The following is an 11,858-nucleotide window of genomic DNA, read 5'->3' on the forward strand; positions in this document are numbered from 1 at the left end:
CTCCTGCGCCTGCCCGCCCACGACGATGCCGATCGAGCCAGGCTGCTGGCGACCATCGCTGTCGAATCGCGCGGCGCTCTGCCGGTGGACGATCCGACCGAGGCGGGACTGCGCCCGCTACGTGCCGCCCGTCAGGCCGAGGAGATCGCCCGGCGTCTGCACGACCCCGCCCTGCTGGCCTTCGCACTCAACGGTGTGTTCATGCAGAGCTTCCAGCGAGCGGGACTGGCGCACCGGCGCGACGCTGTCGGCACCGAGATCATCGCGGTGGCGGCCACCAGCAAACTCGCGACCTACGAGGTTCTCGGCCACCTCATCCTCACCCAAACACGGTGCGCCTCAGCGGATTACATTGGCGCCGACCGACACGCCGATGCCGCGGACGCGCTCGCGCAGCGTTATGAATTTCCGCTGGTGGAGGTGTTCACCACCTGGTACCGCGCCTTACGGGCCAGTGCGACAACAGACCTCGCGGTTGCGGAAGCCGCGTACGCAACGGCGGCCGCCTCACTCACCGGAGCAGGCATGCCGGGACTCGACCGTGGCCTGTTGCCACTGGCGCGGCTGAGCCTGGCTCTGCGGCGGCGCGAGACCGGCAGGATCGCCACGATCGACCCCGAGACGGACTGGGGTCCCTACAAAACCTGGGTCGAACCCATCCTCCTCGTCACGCGGGGCGAGCTCTCCGGTGCGCGAGAGGCCTTGCGCACCATGACATCCCCGCCGCGCGACCTGCTGTTCGAAGCACTGTGGGCCATCGTGGCACACGCGGCCACCGCCGTCGGCGATCGCGAGACCATGCGCCGAGCCCGGACCCAGCTGGCCCCCGCGGCGGCCGAAACAACAGCGCAGAGTGGACTTCTCAGCGTAGGCCCGGTTCGCACCTACCTCGACGAGATCGATGCGGCGCTGCTGCGATCGCCGGTCGGATGAGGCCGAACTGCGCGCCGCCCGAGCCGGCCGATGCGATCAGGAGAAGACATAGTCGGTGAGTGGGAAATGACTGCTGCGCCATGCAGATTCGATGGTGGAGGTGGGTCGTAGGGGGACGTCGCCGTGTTTGTCGAAATAGTAGCTGTTGGCGGTGACGCAGCTTTCGTCCCAGAACACCTGGCCGCCGCGGCGGGCGAGCATCTCACGGAAGTAGCGGTCGTTGGCTTCCTCGGTGACCTCGATGCGGTCCGCGTCGTTGGCCCTGGCGTGGTGCAGGCAGCGCAAAATGTGGCGGGTCTGGTTCTCGATCAGGGTGAAATAGGAGGCCCCGTTGTAGCCGTAGGGGCCGATGATGGAGAAGAAGTTCGGGAAGCCGGGGACGCTCACGCCCTCGTAGGCTTGCAGCCGGTTCTCGTCCCACCAGGTCTCCAGATCGCGGCCACCGACGCCGTGCAGGTCATAGGTCGGCATATTGCCCGATTCCATGACCTTGAAGCCGGTGGCGAGGATCAGCACGTCGGCGCGATGTTCGGCACCCGTGGCGGTGCGCACGCCGGTGGCGGTGATCTCGCTGATCGCCGCGGTTTCCAGGGTCACGTTCGCACGGTTGAAGGTCGACAGATAGTCGTTGGAGAAGCTCGGCCGTTTGCACCCGAGGGCGTATCGCGGGGTCAGCGCGTCCCGGACGACGGGGTCTTTCACTTGACGCCGCAGATGGGCCAGGCCCGCGCGTTCGCCGATGGCGGCGGTGGGCAGCGAGCGGTGATAGTGGGCGGCGAGCGGGAAGGTGACCTCCACGTAGGTCTGACTCACCAGGCGGGTCACGGTCCGTCCGCCGGGGACCTTCAGCGCCAGCCGGGCGGCGAGCGGCAGCGGCAGGTCCGGGCGCGGCAGGCACCAGATCGGCGTGCGCTGGAACACCGTCAGATGTTGCACCTGCGAGGCGATCTCCGGGATCACCTGGACCGCCGAGGCGCCGGTGCCGATGATCGCCACCCGCTTGCCCCGCAGGTCCTGGCGATGATCCCAGCGCGAGGTGTGCATGGTCGCGCCCGCGAAGCCTTCGATGCCGGGGATATCGGGCAGTTTGGGGCGGGTGAGCACACCGGTCGCGCTGATCACGAACCGTGCGGTCAGGTCGTCGCCGTCGGTGGTGTGCAGCACCCAGCGGTCGGCCCGCTCGTCGAAATCCGCGCCGACCACGGTGGTACCGAAGCGGATGCGCGGGCGGAGTTCGTACTTGTCCACGCACGATTCGGCATAGGCCTTGAGTTCGCGACCCGGCGCGTAGACCCGTGACCAATCGGTGCGCTGTTCGAAGGAGAACTGGTAGCTGAACGACGGGATATCCACGGCGACACCGGGATAGGTGTTCCAGTGCCAGGTGCCGCCCACGCCGTCGGCCTCGTCGATGATCACGAAGTCGTCGAACCCGGCCTTGCGCAACTCGATCGCCACGCCGATGCCGGAGAAGCCGGCGCCCACGATGACGATCTCGTGGTCGATTCCCTTGGTGCTCATGCGATCTCCTTCACGAGTGCGGCCGACGGATGCAGGCGGCGGGGCCGGGCGACGGTGCGCACGACACAGCCCGCGTCCTCGGCGTAGACGATGCTGTCCACCTGATGCTCGATGCCGTCGACGGTGCGCACGCCCAGCGGCACCAACCGTGCGATCGGCCAGGTCACCAGGGTGCAGTGCGGTTGCCGCAGGGTGCGGTAGTAACTGTTGTGCACCGCGACGCCCGCGGTGTCGTCCGGTGTCAGGCGGTGGCGCAACCACGAATCACGCACCTGGACACGCAGATTGACACCGGCGATGAGTCGCAGGAGTCTTTGCGGCATCACCGCGGCAGGCAGCGGAACGCGCGGGAGCACCCACACCGCCTCGGTCTGGAACACCGTCACCCGTGCGGCCTCGGCGGCGATACCGGGCAGCAGGCGCGCGGCGGCCGCCCCGCTACCGATGATCGCGACCCGCTGACCGGTGAACTCGTGCCGGGGCGCGAAGGCTGTGCGGTGCACCTGGGAACCGGTGAAGGTATCGGCGAAACGCAGCGTCGTCATTTCGCCACCGGTTCGTAGGTGAGCTCGTCGGACCAGGACGGCCTGCGGCCGAGCACCCGGATCGGGAACCGATCGATACAGGCGTTGGACACATCGGCCAGCAACTGGAACGGCTGACGGCGGTGAATCGTGGCCTTCCCGTGCATCTTCACCACGTGGTAGAGCGGGAGCTTGCGGATGGCCGGGCTGCGCTGCCCCACGTTCTCGAACCGGCGCACCGCCTGCCACAGCTTCTCCTCGTCGAGGCCCAGCGCCATGATGTTGGTCGACATCCGTGACAGCAGTGGCGCATACAGCAACGCGCCGAGCACGAACGACGGACGCACCGCGAAACCGGCTGTCTCGATGACGGTTCGGCGCAGCGGTCCCGCGCCGAGTTGTTCGAGAACCTGGAAACCTACTGCGAGGTGGCGGGATTCGTCGCTGTTGATGTGCCGGAACACCTCGTGGCACACCGGGTCGTCGACCTCGTCGAGCAGGAACTTCACCAACGCGCCGTCGAGGGCGGTCTCCAGTGACGGGATGACGGTGCCGAGTACGGGCAGGGTCAGCTGGTCGGCGTAGCGGTCGAGCCAGCTGATGACGAGGCGAATGTTCTTGTTGGGCACCGGCATCGCCTCGCCGTCGGGGAGCATGCCCCAGCGGCGCATCAGCGCCAGTTCTGCGTTGGCGTGCTTTTGTTCCTCGGCGTGGAAGTACCGGTAGATCTCCCGCAGTGGGCCGGGTGGCGCCTGGCGGGTCAGGGCGGCGAAGCCGCGCGCGCCGACGTGTTCGATCCACACCAGGTCGGCCATGAAGGTGGCCAATCGCGGGCGTTGCTCGTCGGTGATGGTGTCGGCGCCCGGTGCGTCCCAGTCGATATCGGCCAGCGCCCACTGCTTGGCGCGAATCGTGGCGAGCATGTCGGGGTAGGCGAACGTCATTGTTCGATCTCCTTCGGTGTGGATCAGCGCACGACCCGCTCCAGCAGGCCTGCCGAACGGGTGTAGGTCGCGGGTAGCCAGCGTTTGGCCTGCCACAGCACCTTGGCCTCGAGCTGCGGCACCACATACAGCTCGCCGCGGTCCACCGCGTCCAGCGTGGTGCGGGCGATGGCGGCGGGCGCGCGGCCGGTCCAGCGCAGCAGCAGCCCGCCGAGCCGCTCGGCGGTGTCGTCCATCGGCGAATCCGCGGTCATGATGTTGGTTTTCACGCCGGTCGGGCACAGCACCGTGACGCCGACGCCGGTGCCGGCCAGCTCGGCCGACATCGTCTCCGACAGCGCCAGCACACCCGCCTTGCTGACGTTGTAGGCGGCCATCCGCGGTGCCGCGCCGAACGCGGCCGCCGAGGCGACGTTCACCAGCGACCCGTGCCCAGCCGCACGCAGGATCGGCGCGAAGACGTGGCAGCCGTGGATCACGCCCCAGAGATTCACCCCGAGCGTGCGGTGCCAGTCGTCGAGGGCGAACTCGCCGACCACCGGTCCGCCCGCGCCGATGCCCGCGTTGTTGACGACAACGGTGGGCGGGCCGCCGAACCAATCCTGCGCGGTGGCCGCCAGCTGTTCGACCTCGTCGATCACGGTGACATCGCAACGGGTACCGATCGCTTCGGCGCCCGCCGCCTCGACCAGTTCAGCGGTTTCGGCCGCACGGTCGGGGTCGATATCGGAGCACACGACGCGCCCGCCTCGACGACCCAGTTCGACGGCGAACGCACGTCCGATTCCGCTGCCCGCGCCGGTCACCACAGCATCGGCGGCAGCGGTTCGGCGGTGTCCGCCGAAGGGGAACAATCGCATGGCAACTCCCGGGTCGACCCGGCGAGGCTCTAATTGGTGGCATCTGCCACCATTGGCCGCACCTGACACCAATTAGGCGCGCGGAGGAGTACTTTGTCAACCATGGATGTGCGCGCACCGGCACGGACCTGGGGCGGGCGGACCGCCGAGGAGCGCAGGGCGCAGCGGCGGATCGGCCTGGTCGAGGCCGCCCTCGATATCTGGCTCGACCACGGCTGGGCCGCGGTGACCATGCGCGGTGTCTGCCAGCGGGCCTCGCTCAACGATCGCTACTTCTACGAGCACTTCGCCGACCGCGACGAACTACTGGCCGAGGTCTGGGACGAGGTGTGCGCCGGGGTGTTCGCCGAACTGGCGAGCGTCGTCGCCGAGAACGCCGACCGGACCCCCCTCGAGATCACTCGCGCGGCCATCGCCTGCGCCGTCGGATTGCAGACCGATCTGCGCGGTCGCGCCCGGATTCTGCTGGCCGATCACGCGGGCAGCGCCGTGCTCGAACAGCGCCGCAAAACCATGCTCACCGACGCGACCGATCTGCTCATCGCCGCCGCGTGGCCCTATCTGCGCCCCGACGTCGACGAAACCGCCATGCGGATGAGCACATTGGCCGGCATCGGCGGCTTCATCGAACTACTGTCTGCGTGGCGTTCCGGTGTGCTCGACGTGGACGCCGAGCGCATCGTCGATCACACCAGCGCGATCGCTGCGCAACTCGGCGCGATGTTCCTGCCCCCGGAGATCATCGGATGATTCGCGCGCCCGCCGGGCAGCGTTCGGCGCGGCGGTGCTACGCGGGTCCTTTCAGCGCGCGCAAGCCGGCCGCCATGAACTCCGGGGTGGCCTCGGCGGCCCGGTCGGCGGCGGAACCGGTGTCGGAACCCTGATGGGCGCGATGGGTGATGCCCTCGCCGATGATGCCGAGTTTGAAGTTGGCCAGCGCGAGGTAGAAGCCCCAGTTGTCGAGCTCGCGCCCGGACGCGGTGGCGTAGGCCTGGGCGAGAGTGTCGGCGCTCGGCAGGCGCGGGCTGGTCCACGCCGCACGGGTCCCGAGGATCACGTCGAAGATCGGCGACCGGTAGACGCACATCAGGGCGACATCGGTGAGCGGGTCACCGAGGGTGGACAGCTCCCAATCGACCACGGCACGGACCTTTTCCGGGTCGGCGCTGTCGAGGATCGTATTGTCGATGCGGAAGTCCCCGTGCACGATCGAGGCCGATGTCTCCGGCGGGATCGCGGCGGCCAGTGCGGCATGCAGGGCTGCCACATCCGCGAGCTCGCGGGTTTTGACCCGCTCCCACTGGGATGCCCAGAGCTTGACCTGCCGGGCCACGAAACCGGTCGGCCTGCCGAATGATTCGAGACCGACAGCGCCCGGGTCCACCGCGTGCAGATCCGCGAGGACGCGGACCAGCGCGCGCACACTCGAATCCACTTGTTCATCGGTGAGCGCGGCCAGGTCGTCCTGGTCGCGAAACACCGTCCCGTCGACGAACTCGACGACGGTCATCGGCGCGCCCAGCGCGGATCCGGTCGCGTCGAAGGCGATCGTTCTCGCCACGGGCACAGCCGATGTCTGCAACGCGCTGGTGACGGTGTACTCGCGGGCCATATCGTGCGCGGACGGGGTGAGCCCGGCGACCGGCGGGCGGCGCACCACCCAGCGCGAGACGTCATCGGCGGCGGCGAAGGTCAGATTCGACCGGCCCCCACTGATCAGTTCGACGCGCAGCTCGCCTTCCACCTCGACACCGTTGGCGCGCAGGAACTGTTCCAGTGCGGCGATGTCCATGCCCGGCAGTGTCATTCGGAATCCCGCTTCGTCCGCTTGGCGGCGCTCACCGCGCGTTTGGCGATGGCCCAGCGATGCACCTCGGAGGGACCGTCGTAGATCCGGAACGGGCGCACCTCGCGCGAGAGTCGCGCCAGCGGCAGGTCGGCGGAGACGCCGAGCCCGCCGCACATCTGCATACTCCGGTCGACGATGCGGAAGATCGCCTCGGCGGCATAGGTTTTCGCGATCGAGGTGGCATTCGCGGCGGGCTCGCCACGGTCGAGTTCCCAGCAGGCACGGGTCAGCAGTGCGCGGGTGGCGGCGATGTCGATCTCGTTGTCGGCGATCATCTTCTGGACCATGCCGAGGTCGCCGAGGCGCGAACCGAAGCCCTCGCGGTGCGCCACGTGCGCGACCGCGACGTCATGTCCGCGACGCGCGGCGCCGAGCCAGCGCATCACATGGGTCATGCGGGCGGGGCCGAGCCGCACCTGGGCGTATTCGAAGCCTCGGTCGACTTCGCCCAGTACCGCGGACTCCGGGATGAGAAGGTCGTCGAAGAAGACCTCGCAGTGGCCACCGATCATCGACTTGTCGAGGGTGTCCAGATGGCGGCCGACGCGAATGCCCGGGCTGTCGGCGGGTGCCAGGAACATCGTGGCGCCGCCGCGCCGGCCCGGCTCGCCCGAAGTGCGGGCCATGATGATGAAGAACCCCGCCCCGTCGGCGCCGGTGATGAACCATTTGTGGCCGGTGATGCGCCAACCGCCGTCGGCACGGACCGCGCGGGTGCTCAGCGCGGAGGGGTCCGAGCCCGCACCCGGCGCCGGTTCGGTCATGGCGAAGGCCGAGCGCACCTCGCCGCGAGCGAGCGGGGCGAGGAACTGCTGTTTCTGCTCCGGGTCGGCGATGTGGGCGAGCATGTGCACATTGCCCTCGTCGGGGGCGGCGATATTGAGGGCCGTCGGGCCGAACAGGGAGTAGCCCGCCTCCTCGAACACCGGGGCACGGTTCGACATGTCCAGACCGTGGCCACCGTATTCGAGCGGCGCGTGCGGGGCGAAGACACCGGCATCACGGGCGGCCTGCTGGAGTTCGAGGCGCAGCTTCTCGCCACCGGCCGCGGTGATGTCGCCGTCGTGCGCGTCTTCGACCGGGAGCACATGGTCGCGGACGAACGTGCGGGTGCGGTCGGCCAGCCGCTGCACCTCGGACGGATAGGACAGGTCGATCGGCACGGGTCCGCTCCTCGGCTCGGTTGCCGAACGATCGCTCGGCAAAATATCTGTTACGACAGTCGCACGCGCGTATTCATGCTGTCAACAAGCCTGGTAGGGCCTAGATGTGTGTTCAGCTATTCTGAACATCATGGATTCGACGGCAGCCGAACAGCAGGTGGTGGGAGCGCGGGTGCGTCAGGCACGGACGGCGGCGGGGTTGTCACTACGGGCGACCGCGCAGCGAATCGGGGTCAGCGCGGCCACGCTGAGCGCCATCGAGACGGGCAAGACCGGCGCCTCGGTTCCGCGCCTGCGATCCCTCGCCGCCGAACTGGGCACGACGGTGGCCTGGCTGATCGGCGACCAGCGCACCACCGGCGCTGCTCCCCCCGAACCACGCGCGACTGATTCGCGCCCCACCCACCCCGCCGGGAGCCCCGCCCACGGCGAAACCGGATCGCCCGACTCCGGCGCACCGGACTCCTGGCGTGAGTTCCCGCCCCTGGATCTCGACCCGGTGCTCGCCGCCGCCATCGATTCCTTCGTCGAGACCGGGTATCACGGCGCCACGATGCGCTCGATCGCCGCGCGGGCGGGCATGAGCGTGCCCGGTGTCTACCACCACTACCGCGACAAACAAGACCTGCTGGTCCGCGCACTAGACCTGACCATGGACGAATTGCACCGGCGGGTGCGCGCGGCACGCCTCGACGGCACGAACGGCCGCGAACGAGTGAGCCGTGTCGTCGAAGCGCTCGCCCTGTTCCACACGCACCACCGCGAACTCGCCTTCATCGGCGCCAGCGAGATGCGCAGCCTGAACCCGGCCGATCGTGATCGGATCACAGCCTCCCGCAACGAGATCCAATACCTTCTCGATGCCGACATCGACGCCGCGCTGACCGAGGCGAACCGATCGACCGCCCAGGCCCGCCACGCGGGACGTGCCATCGCCACGATGTGTACCGCACTGCCCCAGTGGTTCCGGCTCGACGGCCCGTCCTCTCCCGAACAGATCGCCGCCGCCTACGCGGACTTCGCCCTCGGACTGCTCGGCGTGGACGGCCGGCACCGATAGCGGAACGGCGGGACCATGCCGGAAATCAGTTCACCGCGTACGGGTACACGTCGGAGCGCCCCTGGAACGACAGGATCCGGGGGTTCTGTACCCGACCGTCGCGAATCTCGATCGCCCGGCGAATCGTTTCGCTGCCATCCCACGCTTGGGGGCCGCCGAGCACGACGGGCAGATACTCGAGCAGAGCTTCGGAGTTCTCCCACGTCGCCGAGTCCCAGAGAAACGAGGGGCTGTGGTCGACACCGTAGTAGTGCAGATCGTCACCGACGGTGAACATCGGATCGGCGAACGAGGTCGGGCGCGAGAACTCGAAGCCCATCCCCTCGTCGCACGAAACGTCGACGAAAAGCGTTCCGCGCGAGAAGAGTTCGAGGTCATCGTTCATGATGAACGTCAACGGGTCCTCGGTGTCCTGGAACATGCAGTTCACGACCACGTCGTAGTTGGCCAGCATCTCCGCCAGTGGCCCCGGCTCGGGTGCCTTCAGCGCGAGTGTCCGGCCGGGCAGTCCCGGATCACGCTTGAAATGCTGCATCCGCACCGAGGCGAACGGCGAGGCCACCGCCGACACACTGCGCTGGGTCAGCACCGTCACATCGCTGATCCCCAGTGCCGACAGCGCCCGCACCGCACCACGCGCGGTGGCGCCGAAGCTGATGACCGCCGCACGCATCCGGCGACCGTAATCTCCGCTCACGCCACGCAATTGGAGGGCGTGCATGACCGAGCAGTAACCGGCCAGTTCGTTGTTCTTGTGGAACACGTGGACGCTGAAAGCACCCGACTTCGTCCAGTGGTTCATCGCTTCCCAGGCGATCAGCGTCAGGTCGCGGTCCACGGCCAGCTGGGTCATGCTCGCGTCCTGCACACAGTGCGGCCAACCCCACACGGTCGTGCCGGGGCGCATCTGCGCGAGGTCTTCGGCCAGCGGCTTGGCCAGCAGCAGCACATCGCACTCGGCGAAGAGCTCGTCGCGAGTGCGATGGCCCGCTACGAGTGGGGCGAGGACGTCGTCGGGGTAACCGAATCGGTTACCGTAACCGTGTTCGAGGTAGATCTGACCGCGCAGTTCGGAATCGATGCGGTCGAGGTGGGCCGGGTGGATTGCCAGCCGGTGTTCGTTTTCCTTGCGAGAGGTCGCGACGACGCCGACCGTCAGGTGTTTCACAGTTGCTTCACCTGGTCAGCCTACCCGCAGGCCCTCAGCTCTCCGCCTTGCTGGTGATGTCGTCGAGGGACTCGCCCATGGTCTCGGGCACCCGGCGATAGCAGAACACCAGCGACAGCGCGGAAACGACCGCGAAGAGGAAGAACATCGTCGACGCCCCCCAGAGTTCGCCCAGCGGCGGGAACACCAGGGAGACAGTGAAATTGCCCATCCAGATGAGGAAGGTGCAGATACTCATCGCGGTGGCGCGGATCGGGGCGGGGAAGATCTCCGAGATCAGCAACCAGGTGGGCACCCCGACGCCGAGCTGGAAGGCACAGACGTACACGATCATCAATGTCACCAACACATAGCCGGTGGCAGTGCTCTGCGTGAGACGTTCCATCAGACCCATACCGACCAACGCGACGACCATGATCGCCAGGCCGAGGAACATCGGTGGGCGCCTGCCGATCTTGTCGACCAGGCTCATGCCGAGCATCACGCCGATCACCGCGCCGACACCGATGCCGATCGACGAGGTGATCGCCGCATTGTCACCCATCCCCGCCTGAGCGAGAGTGGACGGTGCGTAGTAGATGACGGTATTGACGCCGACGAATTGCTGAATCAACGCCAATCCGATTCCGGTGTAGAACAGCGCACGCACCTTCGGTTTCCGCAACTGGTCGCTCAAACTGTCCTTGACCGCCGCATCGGCAGCCTCGGACTGTTTGATCTCGGCGATCGTCGGCTCGACATTCTCCGGGTAATAAGACCGTTCGAGCACTGTCTTCGCATCGGCGGTACGACCCTGTTTCAGATACCACCGTGGTGAATCCGGCATGAAATACATGCCGATCACGAGCGCCGCCGCCGGAATCGCCGCCATCGCGAGCATGAGCCGCCAGTTCTCGGTGGGGGCGAGCAGCGCGTTGACGATGTAGGCGAGCAACTGTCCGCTGGCGATCATCAGCGAGTTCATCGACACCAGGCGCCCGCGATAGGTCGGCGGGGAGATCTCGGAGACGTACATGGGGACCACCAGCGAGGCGGTACCGACAGCGACGCCGAGGACAAGGCGGGTGATGATCATGACCGTGGCATCGGGCGCCAGCGCCTGGGCGAGCGCGCCGAGGAAGAACAGGGCGCCCGCGAACAGCAGCGTCATCCGCCTGCCCCAGCGGTCGGCCATCCAGCCGCCGGTGATCGAGCCGATCGCGGCGCCGATGAGCAGCGAACTCGTGATGACGCCGACCTGGGTCTGGCTCAGTGCGAAATCAGGCGTGAGGTAGACGAGCACGCCGGAGATGACGCCGGTGTCGTAGCCGAACAGCGCGCCGCCGAGCGCGGCGATGACGACGACAGTGAGCACGAACTTCTTGATCCTGGCCCGCATCGCCTCCCGCTCCGGCGAATCGGGTGGCGTCTCGACCGCTGATTCGGTGGCAGGGGACACCATCACCGTCTCCGGTCCGTCCTGGATGGTGTGCGGTACCCGGACCGAGGTATCGGTATCCGGCCCGATCAGGCGTGCGCCGGAAACCTGCGCCACCGGCACGGTGGAGTTCAAGACGGCGCCGCGCCGCTCCGGCTCCTTATCGGTGGATCCACGAGGGGAATCGGGCATGTCCACACCTCCGCCGGATGGAGTAGGTCGATTCCTGCACCTTAATCGAGCGAAGAAGGTTCGCGATAGCTCGAAATCCACGGATATTGCGTCCGCAAATCAGAGGTAAGGGGCGATCGGGGAATGTATCCCACCCCCGGCGTGGGGTAAAATACCCGCTCGACACACACTTATCGGTATCGCCCCCCACCCAAATAATCACCGTTTTCACGGAACGGGGAAAAATT

Annotated in this window: 10 protein-coding genes and 1 pseudogene; 3 read left to right on the forward strand and 8 right to left on the reverse strand. The window is 67.4% G+C overall.

Annotation, left to right across the window (positions count from 1 at the left end; genetic code table 11):
- Nucleotides 1-933, forward strand: a pseudogene (locus ACFWF3_RS08480) (SARP family transcriptional regulator); the annotation flags it as partial.
- Nucleotides 934-969: 36 nt separating this feature from the next.
- On the opposite strand, the gene ACFWF3_RS08485 reads toward ACFWF3_RS08480, so the two are convergent.
- The 4 genes from ACFWF3_RS08485 to ACFWF3_RS08500 are packed head-to-tail and all read right to left on the reverse strand — an operon-like array spanning nt 970 to nt 4,782.
- Nucleotides 970-2,454 carry a flavin-containing monooxygenase gene (locus ACFWF3_RS08485; protein ID WP_379313056.1) on the reverse strand — a complete coding sequence of 495 codons (1,485 nt, stop codon included), beginning with the start codon at nt 2,452-2,454 and terminating at the stop codon, nt 970-972.
- Nucleotides 2,451-2,999, reverse strand: a complete 549-nt coding sequence (locus ACFWF3_RS08490) for an NAD(P)/FAD-dependent oxidoreductase (protein ID WP_379313057.1) — start codon at nt 2,997-2,999, stop codon at nt 2,451-2,453. Before ACFWF3_RS08490 ends, ACFWF3_RS08485 begins: the two co-directional genes overlap by 4 nt.
- Complete coding sequence (locus ACFWF3_RS08495) at nt 2,996-3,922, reverse strand: ferritin-like domain-containing protein (protein ID WP_379313058.1); 927 nt, start codon at nt 3,920-3,922, stop codon at nt 2,996-2,998. The genes ACFWF3_RS08490 and ACFWF3_RS08495 overlap by 4 nt, the downstream gene beginning before the upstream one ends.
- Before the next feature lie 23 nt (nt 3,923-3,945).
- Nucleotides 3,946-4,782, reverse strand: coding sequence for an SDR family NAD(P)-dependent oxidoreductase (locus tag ACFWF3_RS08500; RefSeq protein ID WP_379313059.1), 837 nt, complete (start codon nt 4,780-4,782; stop codon nt 3,946-3,948).
- Nucleotides 4,783-4,884: 102 nt separating this feature from the next.
- On the opposite strand from ACFWF3_RS08500, the gene ACFWF3_RS08505 reads away from it, so the two are divergent.
- Entirely contained in the window at nt 4,885-5,532 is a 648-nt protein-coding gene (locus ACFWF3_RS08505) for a TetR/AcrR family transcriptional regulator (RefSeq protein ID WP_378995136.1), read from the forward strand.
- A 37-nt stretch (nt 5,533-5,569) separates the two neighbouring features.
- Here ACFWF3_RS08505 and ACFWF3_RS08510 read toward each other — a convergent pair whose 3' ends face one another.
- On the reverse strand, nt 5,570-6,589 hold the full coding sequence (locus ACFWF3_RS08510) for a phosphotransferase family protein (protein WP_379313060.1): 1,020 nt from the start codon (nt 6,587-6,589) through the stop codon (nt 5,570-5,572).
- Complete coding sequence (locus ACFWF3_RS08515) at nt 6,586-7,794, reverse strand: acyl-CoA dehydrogenase family protein (protein WP_379313062.1); 1,209 nt, start codon at nt 7,792-7,794, stop codon at nt 6,586-6,588. Before ACFWF3_RS08515 ends, ACFWF3_RS08510 begins: the two co-directional genes overlap by 4 nt.
- A 130-nt stretch (nt 7,795-7,924) precedes the next feature.
- Between ACFWF3_RS08515 and ACFWF3_RS08520 the strand changes: the two genes are divergently transcribed.
- Nucleotides 7,925-8,854: a TetR family transcriptional regulator gene (locus ACFWF3_RS08520; RefSeq protein ID WP_379313063.1), complete on the forward strand. Its 930-nt coding sequence runs from the start codon at nt 7,925-7,927 to the stop codon at nt 8,852-8,854.
- A 25-nt stretch (nt 8,855-8,879) separates the two neighbouring features.
- On the opposite strand, the gene ACFWF3_RS08525 is transcribed toward ACFWF3_RS08520, so the two are convergent.
- Together ACFWF3_RS08525 and ACFWF3_RS08530 are read right to left on the reverse strand one after the other, a co-directional pair.
- Complete coding sequence (locus ACFWF3_RS08525) at nt 8,880-10,022, reverse strand: N(5)-(carboxyethyl)ornithine synthase (protein WP_379313064.1); 1,143 nt, start codon at nt 10,020-10,022, stop codon at nt 8,880-8,882.
- 34 nt (nt 10,023-10,056) lie between these two features.
- Nucleotides 10,057-11,631: a sugar porter family MFS transporter gene (locus ACFWF3_RS08530; protein ID WP_379313065.1), complete on the reverse strand. Its 1,575-nt coding sequence runs from the start codon at nt 11,629-11,631 to the stop codon at nt 10,057-10,059.
- Nucleotides 11,632-11,858: the final 227 nt, after the last annotated feature.

The sequence above is a fragment of the Nocardia sp. NPDC060220 genome (assembly GCF_042727815.1).
Lineage (GTDB): Bacteria > Actinomycetota > Actinomycetes > Mycobacteriales > Mycobacteriaceae > Nocardia.

Bases quoted from the DNA above. Each gene is read 5' to 3' on its own strand.
- ACFWF3_RS08505 (WP_378995136.1), top strand. From the start codon at position 4,885: ATGGATGTGCGCGCACCGGCACGGACCTGGGGCGGGCGGACCGCCGAG.
- ACFWF3_RS08530 (WP_379313065.1), bottom strand. From the start codon at position 11,631: ATGCCCGATTCCCCTCGTGGATCCACCGATAAGGAGCCGGAGCGGCGC.
- ACFWF3_RS08500 (WP_379313059.1), bottom strand. From the start codon at position 4,782: ATGCGATTGTTCCCCTTCGGCGGACACCGCCGAACCGCTGCCGCCGAT.
- ACFWF3_RS08510 (WP_379313060.1), bottom strand. From the start codon at position 6,589: ATGACACTGCCGGGCATGGACATCGCCGCACTGGAACAGTTCCTGCGC.
- ACFWF3_RS08490 (WP_379313057.1), bottom strand. From the start codon at position 2,999: ATGACGACGCTGCGTTTCGCCGATACCTTCACCGGTTCCCAGGTGCAC.
- ACFWF3_RS08495 (WP_379313058.1), bottom strand. From the start codon at position 3,922: ATGACGTTCGCCTACCCCGACATGCTCGCCACGATTCGCGCCAAGCAG.
- ACFWF3_RS08520 (WP_379313063.1), top strand. From the start codon at position 7,925: ATGGATTCGACGGCAGCCGAACAGCAGGTGGTGGGAGCGCGGGTGCGT.
- ACFWF3_RS08485 (WP_379313056.1), bottom strand. From the start codon at position 2,454: ATGAGCACCAAGGGAATCGACCACGAGATCGTCATCGTGGGCGCCGGC.